The organism is Limnohabitans sp., assembly GCF_031538885.1.
GTDB lineage: Bacteria > Pseudomonadota > Gammaproteobacteria > Burkholderiales > Burkholderiaceae_C > Limnohabitans.
In genome coordinates this window covers 1-20,871 of sequence record NZ_JAVKLW010000003.1, presented here as the reverse complement: position 1 = coordinate 20,871, position 20,871 = coordinate 1, and the positions used below count along the sequence as shown (strand labels likewise).

Below are 20,871 nucleotides of genomic sequence, written 5' to 3'. Positions count from 1 at the left end.
TCAGCCCACAAAACCAAGCCTTGGACGTGGCTCAGCGCTTCACCCAGTTTTGCCGTGAGCGCGAACAAACCAAACTGTTCTATTACCTGCTCGCCGCGCACAACCCCACGCCTGTGCTCTTGGTTAAAGGCCCCAGCGACAACAAAGCGCAACAGCAGTTTTTGGGCTATGAATGGAGCGGGGCCAAAGGCAGCGAGGGCATACGCTACATTGGCGGCGAATCGGTGCATGACATCAATACGCCCTTGTTTGACCCCAAAGACCGCAGCAACGCCAGCAAAATCAGCCACGTCATACGGCAAGCGTTTGCGGGTGAGGCGCTGCAAATCCCGAGTGAATTGCAGGCCTACGTGACGCAGGCCCCACTGACCGAGTTGTTGGAGTTTGGGCGGGTGGAGTTTGATGCTGTTCTGTCGTTGGCGGTGAAAACGAAAACGTCAGCATTGAGCAGTCGGTGGCCGATGCAGCAGATCGAAACCTTGCTTGTTCCGGTGAACGGTGCAAAAACAAAAATAGAAGAGTCCCAAATTGTTGCGCAGGGAAGGCTGCCAGTCATTACGCAAAGCAGTAATGAGTTCATTACAGGCTATGTTGACGGTGTTGAACCGATTACTGATTTGCCTTTAGTAGTTTTCGGTGACCATACGTGTGCCTTTAAGTTTGTGGATTTTCCATTTGTCCGTGGTGCGGATGGAACGCAAATTTTAAAAACCGATGGTTCAATCATTAGGGAAAAATATTTTTATTACTTCGCTTCTTCAATAAAAATTGAAAATGCTGATCGCTATGAACGCCATTTCAAGTATTTGAAGAAACAAAAGATTCCGCTTCCCCCCCTCAACATCCAACAACAAATCGTTGCCGAATGCGAGGCAGTTGATCAGGCAGTCGATGTGGCGAAGGTAAACATTGAGCAAGCGCGCCAATCGGTCGTACGCAGTTTGGAGGACGCTTCGAAATCAAGCCAGCACGACAAGCTGACTCATATCGCGCAGCGCGTATCTGACAGCATCGATCCGCAGCAACACACTGGGCCTGTAAATTACTTTGGATTAGAAAACATTGAGAGCCAAACAGGGAAAAAAATAGGCAACACCGCCAGCACTTACGGCGCCATTAAAAGTACCAAAACCAGTTTAAAGGCAGGCGATGTGTTGTACGGCAAGCTGCGCCCCAACTTGAATAAAGTGCATCTCGCCACTGAGGACGGCATTTGTTCAACCGACATTTATGTGTTGCGTTTTGCCAATGCCGCATTGGCAAACATCTTTGTGCACTATTTGCGCAGCAAGCCTTTTAACGATGCGGTGCTTCAAACGGTCAGCGGTCAACAGTTGCCCAGAACCTCTTGGACGGCCATGGGACAAATACCCGTTCCAGTTTTTACAGCCGCGCAACAAACCGCATTGTTGGGGCAAGTTGACGCGGCCAACCAAACCATCACCGCAGCCCAAGCCACCATCACCACCGCCCCCGCGCAAAAACAGGCAATTTTGCAGAAGTATTTATGAGCAGCCACACGCCACTGCCAAGCGGTGTCCACGTCTCAGCCCTTCAATCCACATTGAAGTGAACGTGAGAAATGCAGATGCATCGACAAAAGAAAATTCATGGTTAATTTACCCCGCAACGCCCCCCAGCATCTGCAAAGCTTGTTTGCCGCCGTTTTTTGCCAACCGCATCAAACGGCTGAGCAAAAGCCCCAAGGGTTATCTGGTGGACACGGGCATGGCCTGCCACCATGCGGCCATGAGCAGCCCGCAAGCGCTGGGCGGCAGCGCCAACCTCTACCACTGGCGCGCCAGCACGGGGGCTGAGGTGGATTGCATCATCGAGCGCGATGGCTGGCTGCACCCCATCGAAATCAAACTCACCGCCCAACCCACGCGCAAACAAACGCTGGGTTTGCAGGGCTTTCGCAAAGCCCATCCCGACCAACGCATCGGCCACGGACTGATGCTGTGCGCCGTCGAACAACCCCGCTGGATCAGCGAGGATGTGCTGGCGCTGCCTTGGAATTTGCTTTGACAAAATTGCGCCTCCCATGACCGCACAAAACATTCAACTTTTTGAATCCACTCGTGTGCGTTCGCATTGGAGTGCCGAACAGGAAAAATGGTATTTCTCGGTGGTGAATGTGGTGCAGGTGTTGACCGACAGTAGCAACCCCACTGACTACTTGAAAAAGCTGCGCAAGCGCGATGCCGAGTTGGGCAGCTACCTAGGGACAAATTGTCCCCAGGTAGCGATGCCCAGCGAATCTGGTGTCATGCGCAAAACCTTGGCCGTCGACATACCCACACTCTTGCGCTTGGTCCAGTCCATCCCATCACCCAAGGCCGAGCCGTTTAAACGCTGGCTGGCCAAGGTGGGCCACGAGCGCATGCAAGAAATGGCAGACCCTGCGCAAAGCTTAGACCGCGCCCGCGAGAACTGGCAAAAGCTGGGACGCAGTACCAAGTGGATTCAGCAGCGTATGACGGGGCAAGAAACCCGCAACAAGTTGAACGACTACTGGAAGGAAAGCGGTGTGGAAAAGGCCGACGAATTTGCGCTGCTCACCAACATCATTCATCAAGAGTGGGCGGGTCTGAGTGTGAAAGAGCACAAGGCGCTCAAAACCCTGAAAACTCAAAACCTGCGCGACCCCATGAGCGAGGCCGAACTCATCTTCACCGCGCTGGCTGAACTCTCCACCCGTCAGATTGCCCAAACCGAGCAGGCGCAAGGCCTGCAAGAAAATGCCAAGGTCAGCAAAGAAGGTGGGCGTGTGGCCAAACGCGCCAAAGACGATCTGGAAAAACGGACAGGCCAGAAGGTGGTGACGGGCAGCAATTTTTTGCCTCCTTCCAAGACCAACGCACGATTAAAAAAGTAATTTGATTCAAAGCAAAGTAGTTCTATGACGATTGATCTGTTAACCCCCGAAACCTCCATCCCTGAAGCCGACGATGACCAAAGCTTGGGCCGCTACGCCCAACGCGCCTACCTTGAGTACGCCCTCAGCGTGGTCAAAGGCCGTGCCTTGCCCGATGTGTGCGATGGGCAAAAGCCTGTGCAGCGCCGCATTTTGTATTCGATGTCGCGCATGGGCTTGGGCTTTAGCGGCCCCAACAACAACACGGGTGCCAAACCCGTCAAGTGCGCCCGCGTGGTGGGGGATGTGCTGGGCCGTTACCACCCGCATGGTGACAGCGCGGCGTATGAAGCGTTGGTGCGCATGGCGCAAGACTTTGCGCAACGCTACCCATTGATTGACGGTCAAGGCAACTTTGGCTCACGCGATGGTGACGGCGCTGCTGCCATGCGATACACCGAAGCCCGCTTGGCCAAAATCACCACGCTGCTGTTGGGCGAGATTGACGAAGGCACGGTGGACTTTCAGCCCAACTACGACGGCTCTACCGAAGAGCCTAAGCAGCTGCCTGCGCGTTTGCCCTTTGCCTTGCTCAACGGTGCCAGCGGCATTGCCGTGGGTATGGCCACTGAAATCCCCAGCCACAACCTGCGCGAAGTGGCCGATGCGTGCGTGGCACTCATCAAGTCGCCCAAACTCAGCGACGCCGAGTTGCTGCAAATCTTGCCTGGCCCCGATTACCCCGGTGGCGGTCAAATCATCAGCAGCACGGCTGACATTGCCGATGCCTATCGCACAGGACGCGGCTCACTCAAAGTGCGCGCACGTTGGGTGATTGAAGACTTGGCCCGTGGTCAATGGCAACTGGTGGTCAACGAACTGCCGCCCGGCGTGAGCAGCCAACGCGTGTTGGAAGAGATTGAAGAGCTCACCAACCCCAAGGTCAAGACCGGCAAAAAGGCCTTGAGTGCCGACCAAACCCAACTCAAAGCTACCGTGCTGGCCGTGTTGGACGTGGTGCGTGACGAGTCGAGCAAAGACGCCCCCGTGCGTTTGGTGTTCGAACCCAAGACCCGCACGATTGAGCAACAAGAACTCATCACCACCTTGCTGGCGCACACGAGCTTAGAAACTTCGTCGTCCATCAACCTCACCATGGTGGGTATTGATGGCCGCCCTGTGCCAAAGTCCTTGCGCGAGATGTTGACCGAGTGGGTTGAGTTCCGCTCAGCCACTGTTCTAAGACGGTCGCAGCACCGTTTGAACAAAGTGCTGGACCGCATCCATATCTTGGAAGGTCGCCAGTTGGTGTTGCTCAACATCGACGAGGTGATTGCCATCATCCGTCAGAGCGACGAGCCCAAGCAGGCGTTGATGGAGCGCTTCAAACTCAGCGAGCGACAAGCCGAAGACATCTTAGAAATTCGCCTGCGTCAGCTGGCGCGTTTGGAAGCTTTTCGGATTGAGCAAGAGCTCAAAGAGTTGCGTGACGAACAAGCCAAGCTCGAAGACATCGTGGGTAACCCATCAGCGCTGCGCCGCTTGATGGTCAAAGAAATTGAAGCCGACGCCAAGACCTTTGCCGACCCACGCCGCACGCTGATTCAAGAAGAGAAAAAAGCCGTGGCCGAAGTCAAGGTGGTGGACGAGCCCGTGACGGTGGTGGTCTCTGAAAAAGGTTGGGTACGCGCCCGTACAGGTCACGGCCACGAAGCCAGCGCCTTTGCCTTCAAGGCTGGCGATGGCTTGTACGGCACGTTTGAGTGCCGCACGGTGGACACCTTCATCGCGTTTGGCTCGAACGGCCGCATCTATTCGGTGCCCGTCTCCGCCTTGCCCGGCGCGCGTGGCGATGGCCAACCGGTGACCACTTTGATCGACCTCGAAGCAGGCACCCAACTGCTGCACTACATGGCTGGCCCCGCTGGCGCAACCTATTTGCTCAGCAGCTCGGGCGGCTATGGTTTCATGGCCAACATTGAGCACATGATTTCGCGCAACAAAGGCGGTAAAGCCTTCATCACCGTGGGTGAGGGCGAAACCGTGTGCCGTCCGTCACCTGCCAGCGGTGGCTCGGGCGCGCAGCTTTTGGCTCCTGCCACGCATGTGGCTTGTGCGTCGACTGGTGGCCGCTTCTTGACCTTTGAGTTGTCTGAACTCAAGTCCATGGAAAAAGGCGGTCGTGGCTTGATGCTGATTGATCTCGAAGCCAAAGACACCTTGGCTGGCGCGGCCGCGTACACCCGCAGCGTGCGCATCGAAGGCATTGGCCGAGGCGGTAAAGTGCGTGAAGAAACGTTGGAAATTCGCAGTTTGAACAATGCCAAAGCGGCACGCGCTAAAAAGGGCAAAGTAGCAGACTTAGGTTTTAAGCCGAATGCGGTGGTGCGGGTGGAGTAAGTCAATCCACAAACAAAAAAGCGGCTCAACGAGCCGCTTTTTTGTGGGGTACCGAGAATTAAGCTTTGGCTTTTTCTTTGGTGGCTACCGCTGGTGTAGCGCCGTCTGCAGGTGCTGCCTCTTTCTTAGGAGGGCTGCAGTCAAAGCACACAAACATGGATGAACCCAAGATGCGTTTGAATGAACCATTGTTGCGGGGCTTATGAACGCCACACTTGATGCAGCTCATGGTGTCGCCAGTGCGGCCAAGACCTTCGAAGGGTGAACCGCCTTTTTTCGACTTGTAGCGCAAACCGTCGTTGGAGATTTCTGTTTTTTCTGGGCGTGACATTCGTTTTAGTTCTCGAGGCAAAGATGCTATTTTCGCAAATTAATCAACCGTTCTGACAAGCGGCCCTCAAAAACCTCAAAATTCACCGCAAATAGCGCTTTGAAAACTTCAAAACGCTGGGCCCAATGCGTTTTGAGATGGTTTGGCGGTGTTTGGCAAACAGCACGTAGGCCGGTTGCAGCACCGGCATGAGCCACTTACGCGACAAAACCCAAGCCAAAACAGGCAGTTTGGTCAGCCGGTAGGCAGTGGCAAACACGGGCACACCCACCAGCACTTGGCCATCGGCGGTGCGGCCATGAATCTGCGCCATGGCGGCTTCGCACGAGATGTTGTGGCCCGCAGCCTCAAAGCCAGTTTGGGTGACGTCCACAAAGGCCAGCTGGCCCCGCGCATTGCGGCTTTGCAAAAAATCTATCTCAGCCACGCACAGCGGGCACTGGCCGTCGTAGTACAGCGTGAGTTCGGGCGTGGAGGTGGCAGTTGTGGTTTGCATTGGAACGTAGGCTAGCACGGCTGAACAGGGCAGGGCTTTCCAAAGGGTAATCGGGCAGAATTGATCGCATGACCCAAGCTTGCTTTGATACATCCACCACCGCCACACAACGTGTGGTCAGCGCGCTAGAAGGCGCTGCCAGCCCAGCCGCGCAACATGTGTTCACGCAGCTCTATGCCGATGCCGCGCGTGCCACTTCGCAGCAACGTGATGCGCAGGCACAAGCAGGCCGCAGCCTAGGTGCGTTGCACGGCGTGTGCATCACCCTCAAAGACAACATCGACGTGGCGGGCGAAACCACCATGGCCGGTGGCGTGGTGTGCGCTGGCGAAGCGCCCGCGTTACAGGATGCACCTGTGGTGCAACGCTTGCGCGATGCAGACGCGGTGGTGCTGGGCAAAACAAATATGAGCGAATTCGCGTTTTCGGGCGTGGGCATCAACCCCCACCAAGGCACACCCGTGAACCCCGCAGACACAACGCAGGCTCGCGTGCCCGGTGGCTCGTCGTCAGGTGCGGCAGTGTCTGTGGCGTTGGGGCTGGCAGAGGTGGGCATTGGCACAGACACGGGCGGTTCTATCCGCATCCCTGCGGCGTTGTGTGGTTTGGTGGGCTACAAGAGTACGCAAGCGCGCATTCCACGAACGGGCGTGATGGAGTTGTCGCGTACGCTGGATACGGTGGGCAGCATCACCCGCTCTGTACGTGCATGTCTGGCGGTGGATGCGGTGATGTCGCAGCAGCCTTTGCCCACGGATGCCGCCAACTTGCGCGGTTTGCGTTTTGCTGTGCCGCAAACTTTGATGATGGACGATTTGGACGCCACAGTGTCCCAAGCTTTTGCGCGAACTTTGCGGCACATCGCAGAGGCAGGTGCACAGGTGGTGGAGATTCCTTTTCAAGCCCTCGGTGACATTGCAGCGCTCAGCATGCCTGGCGGTTTCTCGCCCATTGAAGGCTACGCGGCACATCACGCGCGCATAGCGCACGGTGCCGAGCGTATCGACCCGCGCGTGGTGGCCCGCATGATGTTGGGCAAGGGCATCAGCGCACAAGACTATTTAGAGCTGCACAGACGCCGCAACGCATGGATTGAAGCGGCGCAACAAACGCTGTGTGGTTTTGACGCCATGCTGTCGCCTACCGTTGCGATGGTGGCACCGCTGATCGCACCATTACTGGACGATGATGATGCGTTTTTCAAAGTGAACCGTTTGCTGTTGCGCAACCCCGCCGCTATCAATTACATGAATGGATGTGCTTGGAGTTTGCCTTGCCACCAAGCAGGCGAGCTGCCCGTGGGGTTGATGGTGTCATCCACCGCTGGACAAGACGCGCACTTGGCACGGGTGGCTTTGGGGTTAGAAAATTTCATGTATTCCTTACATGCTTAGACCACAATCGTTTTGTTGAGAGAAAGGGAGCGACTTATGAATACTAAGTTTGGCGCACTGGCATTGGGTGTATTGCTGGGAGCCAGTGCTAGCGCAGCTTTGGCGCACGGTCCGTATGGCGGCTATCGGGGCTTACTACTGTCGTGAGACGGGTCAGTATTTTCCGATGGTGCAGACCTGTGCCAGCCCATGGTTGGTGGTGCTGCGGTGAACCGTTTGTAAAGCTGTCATCCGTTGATGGCTGCGGTGCGTTGTAGTGATACCTTTTTATCAAAGTGAGTTCACCATGAAGCGAATTTCTATCCTTTTGGCTTGTTTGCTGTCTACCGTGTTGGCTGTGCCCGCACAAGCGCATGGCTTCGGTCATGGCGGAGGTTTTGGTGGGCATCACGGTGGTGAGGGTTATGGTTATGGTTACCGCGGTGGGTGGGGCAACAACTGGGGCGCTCCTGTGCTCGGTGCTGCGTTGGTCGGTAGCGTGATTTACGCTGCCAGTACACCCAGCTATGCGGTGCCGCAAACGCTGGTGGTGCAACAGCAATACGCACCTCCTAGCCGCGTGGCGTATTTCTGTCCGACTGCGCAGCAGTACTACCCCAATGTTGCAAGTTGCCAAGTCCCTTGGCAGCCTGTCGGGTACTAAATAGAAAAAGCCGGGCTAGCCCGGCTTTTTCGTGGGTCAATATTTTTAAAGCGTGATGACTTCTTTGTGACCTAAGCGGTTGGAGTAGCGCACTTTGCCACCCGTGGTTTCTAACTCCACTCGGGCACTGCGACCTCCATACACATGGTGTTTGAGCCATTCCAGTTCTTGCTTCATCGCAGCGTCGCCTGCCACTACGCGACTCCAGCAGCGTAGCTCGGCCGCCCAGCGGTAGTTGCGTGCTTTGAGTTTGTCTTTGGTCTCAAACGGTGAGTTGATGGCGTACACCTTTTGCTGAGGTTTGTTCAAGGTCAGCAGCACGGCCAGCAGCGCCGTTTGTTGGCTTTGTGGCAGCACAAGGTTCAGCAGTTCGAGCAAGGCCCAACAATCGGCCTCGGCGCGGTGGGCTTCATAAAAATAGCCTTGTGTGCTGAGCAGATACTCCAGCTTGGCAGAGCCAAAACCTTCTTCACGCCAGTCAATGTCTTTGATGCTGCATGCCCAGTTGAGTTGTTCAAACAGGGGCCAGCGTGCTTCCACAAATGGACGGTCAAACGCCGCGTTGTGGGCAATGACCACATCGACATTGTGTAAAAACGCAGCCACGCGTGCATCGTCAATACGCTGGCCCTGAACCATCTCGTCGGTGATGTGATGGATGGTGATAGAGCTAGGTGGAATGGCAAAGCCTGGATCTTCCAACTCGTCAAACAGATCGCTGACGCGGTAGACCACGCCTGTGATGGGGTCGAATTCAAAAGCCAGCATGCCCAGCTCAATCACTCGGTCGGTGGCCACATCAAAGCCGGTGGTCTCGGTGTCGAGCACGACGCCTCTGCTCAGTTTTTGGCCTAGGGCTGGGGTGTTGAACACACGGCCTGGCACGAGGCGGCGTAGCACGCGGTAATCTGGGTGTTGTTCGAGTTGTTGGGCAAGTTGTTCGATGTCTTGTGTCATGGGGTTCATGTTAAACGTACTCGGCCTGAGTGGCATTGCGCTTGGCAATCGCATGCGACAAAATAAACCCTGCGGCACAAGCAGTGGGCGCACGGCGTGGAATAAGGGCGGGTGAAACGTAGATTTAGTCTGTCAGATCTAAAGCTGCACCATCTCGACGCAAAACACTTGTCAAAGCTGAACTTGTCTTTAAAATACCGTTATGCTGCACTGCAACATAACTTTGGCCAAGGGGCTGGGTTCAGAGCAGTTTGACCATCCTTTTTAATTTTGGAGATTTGAAATGACTTTGACCCCTGAACAAGTGATCGCCGCTAACAAAGCGAATTTGGAAACGTTGGTTGGTTTGACCAACAAAGCTTTCTCGGGTGTGGAACAACTCATCGAGTTGAACTTGGCCGCTGCCAAGAGCACCTTGGCTGACTCACAAAAACAAACCAACGCTGCTTTGAGCGTGAAAGATGCCCAAGAGCTGTTGGCTTTGCAAGCTAGCTTGTTCCAGCCTTTGGCTGAAAAGGCTGTGGCTTACAACCGCCACCTGGTTGAAATCGCAACAGGTACAGGTTCACACTTCCAAGGTCACTTGGAGTCCAAAGTGGCTGAAGCTCAAAAAGCTTTCCACGCCATGGTGGACAACGCTGCCAAAAACGCACCTGCCGGTTCTGAAGCTGCTGTAGCCGCATTCAAAACAGCAGTGTCCGCAGGCAACAACGCACTGGAATCTGTGCAAAAAGCGGTCAAGCAAGCCACGGACGTTGCTGAAGCCAACTACAAAAACATCGCAGAAACAGCTTTGAAAACAGCAAAGTCAGCTGCTAAGAAGCGTTAATTTTTAAGGTTTTCCAAGACCTCCTCAGCGGCTCCTTCGGGGGCCGTTTTTTTTGGCGCGTGCGGCTGTTTGATTCAAGTTCTAATAGGATTTCAAAAAACAAAGGAGCGCGGCGGTGGACAAAGTCGATGGTGTTGTGATTGGTGCGGGTGTGGTGGGTTTGGCTGTGGCGCGCGCCTTGATTCAGGCCGCACCCGACAGTGCTCGCGAATGGCTAGTCTTAGAAGCCGCAGATGCCATTGGGACGGGCACCAGTTCGCGTAACAGCGAGGTCATTCATGCAGGCATTTATTACGCATGCGGTTCACGCAAAGCGCAGTTGTGCGTGCAAGGTCGCCACATGCTTTACGCCTATGCAGCCCAACGTGGTGTGGCACATCAACGTTGCGGCAAGTTGATCGTGGCGACACACGCGGAGCAACTGCCTGTACTGGATGCAATTTTGCAAAAAGCCCACGCCAATGGCGTGAACGATGTGGTCAAACTTAGCGCCGCTCAAGCGCAAGCCATGGAGCCCGCGTTGTCATGCGTGGCTGCTTTGCATTCGCCCAGCACAGGGATTGTGGACAGCCACGGTTTGATGTTGAGTCTGCAAGGTGATTTCGAAAATGCCGGTGGCATCGTGGCGCTGAACTCGCCCGTGGCATCTGCTGTGTGCAGTGATGAAGGCATTTGGCTGCGCATGGCCGATGGCTCGGAATTGTTGGCACAAACCGTGGTGAATGCGGCGGGTCTGCACGCACCTGCGTTAGCGCATCAGTTTGCCGGCTTGGCTGCATCGCATGTGCCACAGGCTTACTTTGCCAAGGGTAACTACTTCACGTTGTCGGGTAAGTCACCGTTTTCACGGTTGATCTACCCCGTGCCCGAAACCGCTGGCCTCGGCGTGCACTTGACCTTAGACCTCGGCGGTCAAGCCAAATTCGGCCCCGATGTGCAATGGGTGGATGGCCCAGATGATTTGCTGGTATCCACCGAACATGCGCCAGCCTTCTATGAAGAAATTCGCAAATATTGGCCTAGCTTGAGTGATGACGCATTGCAAGCTGGCTACGCCGGCATTCGTCCCAAAATTTCTGGCCCTCATGAGGCGGCAGCTGACTTTTGCATTCAAGGGCCAGAGGTGCATGGGATCAAGGGCTTGGTGAATTTGTTTGGCATCGAGTCGCCGGGCTTGACCAGTGCGCTGGCCATTGGTGAGGCCGTTGTTCATGCTTTGTATAAAAGTTATCATGGTGGACATGAATAAACGCTTGTTTTTCGGCGTTTGCCTGACGCCGTTCTTGTTTGCATGTTCGACGTCATTGCGTCACTATGCGCCGGCTGCTTCCCCATCGCCGAGCTATCCCAGTAACCCCGCCAAGCGCCAAGACATCGTCATGCAAGCCATGGCCATGCTTGACCGTGGCTACACCTATGGCGGAAAGAAGTTGCACACCGGCTTTGACTGTTCAGGCCTGGTGTCCTTTGTCTACAAAGAATCCGCAGGCATTGCACTTCAGGGCAGCGCGGCCCAAATGGCTGAGCTTGCCAAACCGATTGACCCCACGCTGGCCCATCCTGGCGACTTGGTGTTTTTCAACACCTTGGGCAGCGCGTTCTCGCATGTGGGCATCTTTATTGGCTCTGGCAAATTCATTCATGCGGCCAACGAACGAACGGGTGTCAAAACAGAACGCTTGAACAACACTTATTGGGCCAAACGTTTCGAAGGCTATCGTACGTTTTTTGCCTGAGCGCTTGGGTGTCAGGCGTGTGCGCGAATCGCTTGCGCGGCTTCTTTGACCAGGGCGGGCCCCCTGTAAATCAGGCCGGTGTAAATCTGCACCACGTCAGCACCCGCTTTGATTTTGGCCACCGCATCGGCGCCGCTCAAAATACCGCCCACGCCCATGATCGGGAAGTCAGGTCCCATCGCCGCACGCAACTGGCGAATGACGTCATTGCTTTTCTCAAACACCGGTGCGCCAGACAGTCCGCCTGTTTCCTCGGCATGCGCCATGCCTTGCACGGCATCGCGGGCGATGGTGGTGTTGGTGGCGATCACGCCCCATCGACTTTCGGATGCTGGCGTTCCCTCATGCACACAGTGGCGCTTCAAGGTGGCGGCAATCACCACGATTTGATCACGGTCCAAATCGGGCGCAATTTTGATGAACACGGGCACTTGCTTGTGGTGGTGTTGGGCCAATTCATCGCGGCGTTGGGCCAACGTACCAATCAGTGCATCCAGCGCCGCATCGCTTTGCAGTTCGCGCAGGTTTTTGGTGTTGGGGCTCGAGATGTTCACCGTCACGTAGTCGGCGTGGGGGTACACGCCGTCGAGGCAAGTCAGGTAGTCGTCGGTCGCATTCTCAATGGGCGTGGCGGCGTTCTTGCCGATGTTCAGACCCAGCAACATGGGGGCGCCACCTTGCTTGGTTGGATTGCTGCGGAACTTGGCGAGCTTCACATTGGACAAGAAGGCATCTAAGCCGTCGTTGTTAAAGCCAAGGCGGTTAATCAAAGCATTGGCTTCGGGCAAGCGAAACATGCGTGGCTTTGGGTTGCCGGGTTGGCCCTTGGGCGTGACGGTGCCGACTTCGACAAAGCCAAAACCCATCGCAGCCAAGCCGTCGATGCAGTGCGCGTTTTTATCCAAACCTGCCGCCAAGCCCACGCGGTTGGGGAAGGTCAAGCCAGCCAGTTGCACGGGGTCTTGCACGCGTTCTTGGCAATAGGCCCAAGCCAGCGGCGTGTTTTGTGTGCGGGCCAACAGGGCCAGCGTGTGCTCATGCGCGGTTTCGGCATCCATGGCAAACAGAAAAGGGCGGGCAAGGGAATAAGGCAACAATGACATGGATAATCTCAAGCTTTCATAGAACCCTCGGATTTTCGCCCATGAACACGCCTGTCCATACCGCACCTTTGTCTCAAGATGAATTGAAAACTTTGGTGGGCCAAGCCGCTCTGCAATACGTGGTGCCCGGCGAGGTGGTGGGCGTGGGCACAGGCTCGACGGTGAACAAGTTCATCGACGCACTGGCCACCATCAAAGACCAAATCAAAGGCGCCGTGTCTAGCTCGGTCGCTTCTACCGAACGCTTGCAAGCCTTGGGTATCCCCGTGTTTGAAGCTGCTGAGGTGCAAAGCCTGTCGGTGTACATCGACGGTGCCGACGAAATCGACCACCAAGGCCACATGGTCAAGGGCGGTGGTGCTGCCTTGACCCGCGAAAAAATTGTGGCTGCGCAATCCAAGATGTTTGTGTGCATTGCCGATGAAAGCAAACTCGTCGATGTGCTCGGTGCGTTTCAGTTGCCCGTGGAAGTCATCCCGATGGCGGCTGCACGCGTGATGCGCCAGTTCGCCGCGATGAGTGGTATCGCCAAGCTGCGCTTGAAAGACGGCCAACCGCTGGTCACTGACAACGGCCAACACATCATGGATGTGACGGGCCTGAAAATCAGCAACCCCTTGCAGTTTGAGACCGAAGTCAGCCAATGGCCGGGCGTGGTGACGGTGGGGGTGTTCGCGCATCAAAAAGCACAGGTGTGTTTGCTGGGTACCTCCACTGGCGTGAAGACGCTGAAGTTTTGAAAAGCCTAGTACCGTCCTATCGCGCATTGGTGCTGGGTGCATCGGGTGCGCTTGGGGCGGCTTTTGTGGAGGCTTTGCAAGCCGATGACGCTTGCGCCGAAGTGGTGGGTTTGTCGCGCAGCTCGCAACCCTCGTTTCGTTTAGAAGACGAAGCCAGCATGGCGCTGGCAGCCACGGCTGTGCAAGGCCCGTTTCACCTCATCATCGATGCCACGGGCGCGCTGACGATTGGCGGGCATGGGCCAGAGAAGCACATGGGCGCACTCAACGCGTTGCAATTGGCCCGTGCGTTTGAAGTCAACACCATCGGCCCCGCGTTGTTGCTCAAGCACTTTGTGCCCTTGCTGGCGACAGACCAACGCTGCATCTATGCCAAGCTGTCGGCGCGTGTGGGCAGCATCAGCGATAACCGCAAAGGGGGTTGGCATGGCTACCGCGCCGCCAAAGCAGCGTTGAATATGGTGCTGCAAACTGCCGCGATTGAAGCTTCACGCAAACGCCCGCAACTGGTGGTCGCTGCGATGCAGCCGGGCACGGTGGCATCCAACTTGTCTGCACCGTTTGTGCCTGCGAAAGATTGCCTCACGCCCGCGCAATCGGTGGCAGGTCTACTTGGTGCTTTGGATGCGTTACCCGCGCAAGCTGCGGCGCACTTTGTGGATCACCAAGGCGAAGCGATTGCTTGGTAATTCTCCATAGTGGTATTTAGCTAAAACAAAACCCGCCGAAGCGGGTTGTGTGGTTGGCAGAAGAAGATTGACTTTGTGGGCCATGACCCAAGTGTTTTAACGTTGTGTTTTTGTGACTGGAATAATCTGCGCTGCAACAATGCAAACAAAGATAAGCAAACCACCTGCCCACTGAAGAAGCGACAGTCTCTCTCCCAGCCAGATTTGGGCCGCCAAGGTGGCAAACAAAATTTCCGAGCTCAACAAAATAGCGGCATGTGTCGGATGCGCATACCGCTGGGCAAACACTTGAAGCGTGAAGGAAATGCCCACTGAAAGAACGCCCGTGAAAGCAATGGTTGGCAAGGCCTTGCGAAGGGCATCGACGGTAGGGGCCTCAAGCATCCATGCCAACAACCCTGCTAGCGCACTGCATGCGAAAAATTGAATGCAACTCAATTGAAAAGGGGCAGGCTTTCTTTGCACAAAAGCTCCGAGCAAGACGACATGAAAAGCCCAAAAAATCGTACTTGCCAGCACCAGTAGATCGCCTGTACGCCATCCGTCTAGGCTCGCATCCGTGAGAAGCACGGTACCGACGAGGCTACCGGCCGCCAGTGGCCAAATACTGCGGTGCGGTTGACGTCGCTCGAGCAACCAAAACAGCAGTGGAACCATGGGCACATAAAGCGCTGTGAGAAAACCCGCATTAGAAACCGTGGTGTAAAGAAGGCCGATTTGTTGAAGAGCACACCCAAGAAACAGCAGCACTCCGAGTGAAATCCAAGACAGTCGATCATGTGGGGTGACCTTGATGCCTGATCGTTGCAATTGAACATGCTCATGCCAGGCCCAAGGTAAGACGAACAATGCGCCTAACAGAAAGCGTGCGCTTGTAAAAGTCAGTGGTCCAACATGCGCCATCCCCAATTGCTGGGGAACAAAGGTGATACCCCAAATCAGCGCGACGAGGAGCAATGCAAGGTTGGCATGTCCATGTGTCATAGCGGTCTTTCAATAGCAAAGATGCTGTAGCAATTAACAAAAAGCCTACCAAGGCAATGCCTCGGTAGGCTTGGCGTGAGATCCAGAAAGAAGACGCGCAGAGCGCGCTAAGCGTTCTGGATATCCATCACATCAATTGATGTTGTAGCGAGCAAGCAAGTTCACGCGAGACATGTCGCCGATTCGGCCTGCGAGGGTTTCGCGCTTTCCGATGATGTACTCGGCGCCAATTTCGACGGGTTTGATGGGGTTCCAGAATCCACCAATGTGAAATTGTTGTACTTTGCGGTTGACGCCATAGCGACCACTGTCAAGTCCATCCGCACCATCGAGTCCACCGTCAAGACCATTCGCCTTAGCCCATGTGGTGTAACCGTTTTCATGATGTTTTTGTTGCCCATAGACAAGGTTCATGCGCAGGCTGTCGCTGAATTTCTTTTGATATCCAAGCACAATACCAGTGGCTTTTTCCAGCTCAATAGCGCCAGTGTTGGCGTTATAACCAGCACCTTCGATGTAGTTGAAGTAGCGCCCAATGCCCGTACCGCTCGTGACGATCCAACTGATGAAGTCTTCGCCAACGGTCTTGATCTGACCGCTAGCAGCCATGCCAGTTCCGCGTTTGGCGCTGTTGATGCCCTGAACAACAGTTCCGCCATCGTTTGTTGTATGGGTGCCGCCATTATTAACTTGGATTTCGTGGCTGACTGCCCGCAGGTTCAAAGCGCCCCAATCAAAGGCGCGATCCCAGCGCACAATCAAGTCAGGTTTTTTTGAAAAACCACTGCTCATCGCTGTTCCTGTTGCATCTAGTACATAGCTGACTGAGTTTTCGAGTGCGACGGTGTAGTTACCCGATTGTGGCGTGGCGTAGGTGTAACGAATTTGTGGCTGACGCAGGAAGGTTCCTCCAATGGGGCCATTGAAGTCCACCGTTTCAGGCGTGTTGTCTAAGTCCATAAAAGTGGACCACGATTGCCCCACCAAAAAACCACCCATTTGGAAGTAGGCTTGGCGCAAACGCAGGCCGTAGCTATTGGATACTTGTTGTGTATAAATTTGTGCTTGACCATCACCAGAAACAGCAGAGTTTCCTGAGCGTGGGTCGTTGTTGAAGTCGCCTTCAATTTTGACGCTCACTTGCCCATATGGGCTGGGTGTGGCGGCTTCTAACCCGAGGCGTGATGTCCGTGCGTACATAAAGGTACGCCCTGTTTTGTTAGCCTGCGCAGAGCCACGCAGAGGCGCGTAGGGTAGAAAAGTGGAGTAGTCGTTGTCGCTGTTATCGCCTTTGGCTTCACGCACCATGTTCAACTCTGCAATGCCGTACACGCGCAAAGAAGAGTCGGTATTGGGAATGCGCAATGAGCCAGGGGCGTCACCGACGACCACATTTTCTTTGGTGCTTGAATAGAGCTGATCTTTGAGGCCTTGAATTTCTCTCTCAAGTTTGTTAATGCGTGCAGCCGTATCGCTTTGGGCCATAGCGGGTGCTGCTACGCACCAAAAGCCTGCGGTTAACAGGGCCAAGCTGAGTGGGGAGAGTGTGGAATTTTTTTTCATGATGATCTTTCTGAAAATAAAACAGGATGAAGAAACAAAGTCAAAACTAGTTTTTGACTTGGGACAAAAAGGCTTTGGCTCTTTGGTGGGAGGGTGCCGTGAAGAACGCTTGTGGCGTGGTGTCTTCAAGGATGCAACCTTGATCAAAGAAGATTAAGCGATCGGCAACTTCGCGTGCAAAACCCATCTCGTGGGTGACGACCAACATCGTGATGCCAGAGGCAGCCAGCTCGCGCATGACAGTCAACACCTCCCCGACCATTTCTGGATCGAGTGCAGATGTGGGCTCGTCAAAGAGCAAGACTTGTGGCTCCATGGCAAGTGCGCGGGCGATAGCCACGCGCTGCTGTTGGCCCCCAGACAATGCGATGGGGTACTTGTCTGCATGTTCGCTCAGACCTACTCGATCAAGCAGTTTCATGGCACGTGCTCGTGCATTGGTTTTATCAAGACGACGTACGCACAGAGGGGCGAGCATGATGTTTTGCAAAACTGTCAAATGAGAGAACAAGTTAAAGCTTTGAAACACCATGCCAACTTCACTGCGGATAGCCGCCAAACTGGCGGGCGAGTCTTCCACAAGGCGACCATTGATCGTGACGGAACCGCTGTCAAACGATTCCAATCGGTTCAAGGTTCGCAAGAAGGTAGACTTTCCTGAGCCTGATGGGCCCAAGATGACTGTGACTTGCCCTTTGACAAAAGTTGCATTCACACCTTTGAGTGCATGAAACTCGCCAAAACGCTTTTGTAAGTCACGTACTTCGATGAAAGCATGAGGTGTATGAGTGGATGGTTGCATGTGGGTCACTCCCTAGCGCTTTTGTCCAACGTCCAACTGCTTTTCAAGCGCGCTGGTCATTGTTGTAAAGGCTGTTGTCAAAACAAGGTATATGCAAGCTGTGCCCAAAAATACAGGAACAGGCTGATAGCTTTCTGTTTGGACGCGATACCCCACCATCGTTAACTCCACCACGCTGATCGAATACGCCAGCGACGAGTCTTTGACTAAAGAGGCCAAGTTGTTTGCCAAGGCTGGCAATGCAACTCGCATGCTTTGCGGTAGTACGACTTTGAAGAACGTTTGCATTGACGTTAGTCCAAGTGCTTGCGCTGCTTCGGTTTGTCCGTGTGGTACAGACAAAATGCCTGCACGTACACATTCAGAGTTGTATGCGCCGACATTGAACGCCAGTGCGATGACTGATGTTGCAAAGTCAGAGATTTGCCAGCTTTCTGGAAAAACCTCTGGGACGACCAACCAGACAAACAGAATTTGCAATAGCAGTGGCGTACCTCGGATAACCCAAACATAAACATCACAGAGCCAACGTATCGGTGCTACTCGCGAGAGCTTTCCAACTCCGACAAGAACACCAATCACAACACCCGCACTCCCAGCGACCAGCGTTAGCTGCACAGTCACCCAAGACCCGTTTGCAAATTGCTCAGCTGCAGGGCCAATCGGTGCTGGGAGCCATGACAAGAAGTATGAGAGCGTTGTGAGGAACGCTAACAACCCAAGCATGGCAACTGCTGCCTGCCACATAGGCCTTCGTTTAGCAAGAAACTTCATCATGTACGGCTTAGTTGCAGCTGATGTCAGTACGGAAGTACTTTTGGCTCATCTTCAGGTAGTTACCACTGCTCATCACCTTTACCAAAGCGATGTTCCATTGCTCTTTAAGGTCGGTATTGTTTTTATTCAAAATCATTGAAACGCGTTCAACAAAAACTTGCTCGCCAGAGACAATTCCTGCATCAGCATTTTTCTCAAGCGTGGACTTAATTAACCATTTGTCGGAAATCCAAGCATCTGTTTTGCGGGCTTTGAGCGCTGAAAAAGCTTCAGGGTCTGCCTTGTACGTTTTGAGTTCTTTGATACCTGGAATTTTTTTCGCGTTGTCTAAATAACTGGTGCTGACTTGTACGCCGACGGTTTTACCTTGTAGCGCCTTGACCGTGAGTGGGCCGTCTGTATGGGCGGCAATGACACCTCCCGTGCAATAGTGTGGATTGGCAAAATCAACTGCTTTGGCGCGATCTTCCGTGTAACCATGCGATGCAATGGCAAAGTCGAAACGATCTTGTCTGATGGATGCGACTTGCGCGTCAAAGGCGAGTGCTTTCCATTCGATTTTTAACCCCATCTCCTTGGCAACAGCTTCGGCCAACTCGACTTCAAAGCCTGTCAATTTAGGTCCCTCGAAGTAGTTGAATGGGAAAAAGGCACCTTCAGTCGCTGCGATCAATGTGCCCGATTCTTTAATCGTGTTCCAGTCTCGCGCGTGTGTCCACGTTGGGAAGAAGGCTGCCAAACTACAAATGGCAGCGATGAGCTGATGTGAAATTTTCATGGAGTGTCTCCTGTTTTTAAAAATGAAAGTGAATGTTTGTTTTGATTTTTAGCCAAGCGTTCTGACGTAAAACGCCTTGCTAATTTGTACGTTTCAAGAGAGTGATGGGATGAAATTTTTGAGAGGATTCCTTTCGAAAATTAATTGGATAGATGTGAAGAGTTGGCTCGCAGGAGTGTGCTTTTGCCAAATAAGCTTTCGACCAAATCGACAGCGAGAAGGGCGGTTTGGTTTTGATGATCCAATGCTGGATTGAGCTCTACAATGTCCAGTGAACCTAAGCATTGGGTATCTGCAATCATTTCCATGCACAACTGCGCTTCGCGGTAGTTGGGGCCACCTTGTACCGTTGTCCCAACCCCAGGTGCAATACCTGGGTCAAGAAAATCGACATCCAAGCTGACATGTAAGTGCGTATTCGAGTCAATGCCTTGTAGTGCTTGAGAAATGGTTTGCCTCATACCCACTTCGTCAATGTGGCGCATGTCAAAAACGGGGGCTTTGTGATCGTGTAAGAGCTGTCTTTCGCCTGCATCGACGCTACGAATGCCGACCCAGCGAACATCTGCAGGCTTCAATGCGGGGCTCTGCCCAGACAGGCCCGTCAGCTCATCGGGCCCCAAACCACACAGACACGCCAGTGGCATGCCATGCAAATTTCCACTAGGCGTAATAACGCTGATGTTGAAATCTGCATGAGCATCTAGCCACAACACACGCAGTGTTTTCTTTTGCTCACGACACCATCTAGCCACGGCACTGATCGAGCCCAACGCCAAGCAGTGATCTCCACCCATGACGATTGGCAATTGCCCCTGCGCCAGTTCACGATAAACCATGTTGTGCAAACTCTGGTTCCAGTGGATAACCTCTGCCAGATGCCTGTAACCGTTGACGGGTGCAGCCTCCGGATTGATGGGGCCAGAAATATCACCTTCATCTCGCACGAAGTTGCCGTATCGTGATATCGCTTGCACAATGCCCGCGACTCGCAAGGCTGCGGGCCCCATGCGCGCACCGATGTCACTTGCGCCAATATCTGTAGGAGCACCGATGAGACTCACGTTTTTCATATGAAAGCTTTACTCCGTATCAAAAATAATTACAGAATTTTGACCAGAGGCCGTGTCATAACAAATACAATTTATGATATATTTCGGTAATATTTTGAGCAAAACGTCAGGGAAGGTTAACGTTATGAGTCTTGTGGATGCACTAGACCAGCAATTAATCAGTTTGTTGCGGCGCGATGCGCGTATGAGCGTGGCAAATTTAGCACATAAGCTAACAGTTTCACGCGGAACAATAACAAATAGAATTAATAAGCTTGAAAAGCAAGGGGTGATCGTGGGGTACGCCGTCCAGCTTCGCCCAGACGCTATACCAAACAATATCCGCGCTTGGATGAGTATCGTTGTAGCAGGGAATGAGACGCGGGTGGTGGTCGCCAGTTTGTTGGGGGAGCCAGGTGTTGCTTGTTTGCATGACACCAACGGACGCTGGGATTTGTTGGCGGAGTTGCGTGCGGAAAATCTATCTCAATTGTCGGATGTTTTAGAGCGCATCCGTCTTATTCGTGGCATACAGACCAGTGAAACCAGTATCCATTTGGCATCCTACCGCTAAGATGAAATAGGCCAACTAAGCATGAGCTGAACCTGCCCCTGTTGGACGTACCTCTTAGCTGGTCAATTATGCGGCCTTCAATAGCTGTGCCGCGTTCCAGCTTTTCTCAAACTGCATCGGGCTGACATAGCCCAATGTAGAGTGAATTCTGCGGTGGTTGTAGAAC

At 53.9% G+C, this 20,871-nt stretch carries 23 protein-coding genes; 12 read left to right on the top strand and 11 right to left on the bottom strand.

Annotation, left to right across the window (positions count from 1 at the left end):
* The first annotated feature begins 26 nt into the window (after nt 1-26).
* The 4 genes from RMS03_RS00190 (at nt 27) to parC (ending at nt 5,257) form a co-directional block, all read left to right on the top strand.
* The gene (locus RMS03_RS00190) at nt 27-1,511 is read left to right on the top strand and encodes a restriction endonuclease subunit S (protein WP_310625112.1); all 1,485 of its coding nucleotides are present in this window, start codon (nt 27-29) and stop codon (nt 1,509-1,511) included.
* A gap of 145 nt (nt 1,512-1,656) precedes the next feature.
* Nucleotides 1,657-2,028 carry a DUF4143 domain-containing protein gene (locus RMS03_RS00185; RefSeq protein WP_310625111.1) on the top strand — a complete coding sequence of 124 codons (372 nt, stop codon included), beginning with the start codon at nt 1,657-1,659 and terminating at the stop codon, nt 2,026-2,028.
* Between the two features lie 16 nt (nt 2,029-2,044).
* Nucleotides 2,045-2,878 carry a BRO family protein gene (locus tag RMS03_RS00180; RefSeq protein WP_310625110.1) on the top strand — a complete coding sequence of 278 codons (834 nt, stop codon included), beginning with the start codon at nt 2,045-2,047 and terminating at the stop codon, nt 2,876-2,878.
* Between the two features lie 24 nt (nt 2,879-2,902).
* Nucleotides 2,903-5,257 carry a DNA topoisomerase IV subunit A gene (gene parC / locus RMS03_RS00175; protein ID WP_310625109.1) on the top strand — a complete coding sequence of 785 codons (2,355 nt, stop codon included), beginning with the start codon at nt 2,903-2,905 and terminating at the stop codon, nt 5,255-5,257.
* A gap of 58 nt (nt 5,258-5,315) precedes the next feature.
* Here the strand turns inward: parC and RMS03_RS00170 are convergent, their stop codons facing one another.
* Together RMS03_RS00170 and RMS03_RS00165 are read right to left on the bottom strand one after the other, a co-directional pair.
* Nucleotides 5,316-5,588 carry a hypothetical protein gene (locus RMS03_RS00170; protein WP_310625108.1) on the bottom strand — a complete coding sequence of 91 codons (273 nt, stop codon included), beginning with the start codon at nt 5,586-5,588 and terminating at the stop codon, nt 5,316-5,318.
* Between the two features lie 82 nt (nt 5,589-5,670).
* Nucleotides 5,671-6,084 (bottom strand): DUF393 domain-containing protein, encoded by a 414-nt coding sequence (locus RMS03_RS00165; protein ID WP_310625107.1) that lies wholly within the window; start codon nt 6,082-6,084, stop codon nt 5,671-5,673.
* 68 nt (nt 6,085-6,152) lie between these two features.
* On the opposite strand from RMS03_RS00165, the gene RMS03_RS00160 reads away from it, so the two are divergent.
* Together RMS03_RS00160 and RMS03_RS00155 are read left to right on the top strand one after the other, a co-directional pair.
* Nucleotides 6,153-7,478, top strand: a complete 1,326-nt coding sequence (locus RMS03_RS00160; RefSeq protein WP_310625106.1) for an amidase — start codon at nt 6,153-6,155, stop codon at nt 7,476-7,478.
* Nucleotides 7,479-7,764: 286 nt separating this feature from the next.
* Nucleotides 7,765-8,121: a hypothetical protein gene (locus RMS03_RS00155; RefSeq protein ID WP_310625105.1), complete on the top strand. Its 357-nt coding sequence runs from the start codon at nt 7,765-7,767 to the stop codon at nt 8,119-8,121.
* Between the two features lie 45 nt (nt 8,122-8,166).
* On the opposite strand, the gene RMS03_RS00150 is transcribed toward RMS03_RS00155, so the two are convergent.
* The gene (locus RMS03_RS00150; protein ID WP_310625104.1) at nt 8,167-9,078 is read right to left on the bottom strand and encodes a 3'-5' exonuclease; all 912 of its coding nucleotides are present in this window, start codon (nt 9,076-9,078) and stop codon (nt 8,167-8,169) included.
* 283 nt (nt 9,079-9,361) lie between these two features.
* Between RMS03_RS00150 and phaP the strand changes: the two genes are divergently transcribed.
* The 3 genes from phaP to RMS03_RS00135 all read left to right on the top strand — a co-directional run bounded on the left by phaP (nt 9,362) and on the right by RMS03_RS00135 (nt 11,643).
* Nucleotides 9,362-9,907: a TIGR01841 family phasin gene (phaP, locus tag RMS03_RS00145; protein WP_310625103.1), complete on the top strand. Its 546-nt coding sequence runs from the start codon at nt 9,362-9,364 to the stop codon at nt 9,905-9,907.
* Between the two features lie 115 nt (nt 9,908-10,022).
* Nucleotides 10,023-11,156, top strand: coding sequence for an NAD(P)/FAD-dependent oxidoreductase (locus RMS03_RS00140; RefSeq protein WP_310625102.1), 1,134 nt, complete (start codon nt 10,023-10,025; stop codon nt 11,154-11,156).
* On the top strand, nt 11,149-11,643 hold the full coding sequence (locus RMS03_RS00135) for a C40 family peptidase (protein ID WP_310625101.1): 495 nt from the start codon (nt 11,149-11,151) through the stop codon (nt 11,641-11,643). Before RMS03_RS00140 ends, RMS03_RS00135 begins: the two co-directional genes overlap by 8 nt.
* Nucleotides 11,644-11,654: 11 nt before the next feature.
* On the opposite strand, the gene RMS03_RS00130 is transcribed toward RMS03_RS00135, so the two are convergent.
* A complete protein-coding gene (locus RMS03_RS00130) occupies nt 11,655-12,746 on the bottom strand; it encodes a quinone-dependent dihydroorotate dehydrogenase (RefSeq protein ID WP_310625100.1) in 1,092 nt (363 codons plus the stop codon).
* Nucleotides 12,747-12,787: 41 nt separating this feature from the next.
* Here RMS03_RS00130 and rpiA point away from each other — a divergent pair, with 41 nt between their 5' ends.
* Together rpiA and RMS03_RS00120 are read left to right on the top strand one after the other, a co-directional pair.
* Nucleotides 12,788-13,486, top strand: a complete 699-nt coding sequence (gene rpiA / locus RMS03_RS00125) for a ribose-5-phosphate isomerase RpiA (protein ID WP_310625099.1) — start codon at nt 12,788-12,790, stop codon at nt 13,484-13,486.
* Nucleotides 13,483-14,175 (top strand): SDR family NAD(P)-dependent oxidoreductase, encoded by a 693-nt coding sequence (locus RMS03_RS00120; RefSeq protein WP_310625098.1) that lies wholly within the window; start codon nt 13,483-13,485, stop codon nt 14,173-14,175. Before rpiA ends, RMS03_RS00120 begins: the two co-directional genes overlap by 4 nt.
* A 96-nt stretch (nt 14,176-14,271) precedes the next feature.
* Here RMS03_RS00120 and RMS03_RS00115 read toward each other — a convergent pair whose 3' ends face one another.
* The 6 genes from RMS03_RS00115 to rocF form a co-directional block, all read right to left on the bottom strand.
* Entirely contained in the window at nt 14,272-15,159 is an 888-nt protein-coding gene (locus tag RMS03_RS00115; RefSeq protein ID WP_310625097.1) for a DMT family transporter, read from the bottom strand.
* A gap of 132 nt (nt 15,160-15,291) precedes the next feature.
* Nucleotides 15,292-16,722, bottom strand: coding sequence for a DcaP family trimeric outer membrane transporter (locus RMS03_RS00110; RefSeq protein ID WP_310625096.1), 1,431 nt, complete (start codon nt 16,720-16,722; stop codon nt 15,292-15,294).
* Between the two features lie 46 nt (nt 16,723-16,768).
* The gene (locus RMS03_RS00105; RefSeq protein WP_310625095.1) at nt 16,769-17,524 is read right to left on the bottom strand and encodes an amino acid ABC transporter ATP-binding protein; all 756 of its coding nucleotides are present in this window, start codon (nt 17,522-17,524) and stop codon (nt 16,769-16,771) included.
* A 12-nt stretch (nt 17,525-17,536) separates the two neighbouring features.
* Complete coding sequence (locus RMS03_RS00100) at nt 17,537-18,301, bottom strand: amino acid ABC transporter permease (RefSeq protein WP_310625094.1); 765 nt, start codon at nt 18,299-18,301, stop codon at nt 17,537-17,539.
* Nucleotides 18,302-18,308: 7 nt separating this feature from the next.
* Nucleotides 18,309-19,079 (bottom strand): ABC transporter substrate-binding protein, encoded by a 771-nt coding sequence (locus tag RMS03_RS00095; protein WP_310625093.1) that lies wholly within the window; start codon nt 19,077-19,079, stop codon nt 18,309-18,311.
* Nucleotides 19,080-19,219: 140 nt separating this feature from the next.
* Complete coding sequence (rocF, locus tag RMS03_RS00090) at nt 19,220-20,152, bottom strand: arginase (protein WP_310625092.1); 933 nt, start codon at nt 20,150-20,152, stop codon at nt 19,220-19,222.
* Nucleotides 20,153-20,285: 133 nt separating this feature from the next.
* Between rocF and RMS03_RS00085 the strand changes: the two genes are divergently transcribed.
* The gene (locus tag RMS03_RS00085; protein WP_310625113.1) at nt 20,286-20,705 is read left to right on the top strand and encodes an Lrp/AsnC family transcriptional regulator; all 420 of its coding nucleotides are present in this window, start codon (nt 20,286-20,288) and stop codon (nt 20,703-20,705) included.
* 66 nt (nt 20,706-20,771) lie between these two features.
* Here RMS03_RS00085 and RMS03_RS11555 read toward each other — a convergent pair.
* Nucleotides 20,772-20,871, bottom strand: a 100-nt coding sequence (locus RMS03_RS11555; protein ID WP_405023472.1) for an IS3 family transposase, incomplete at its 5' end; no start/stop codon positions are given.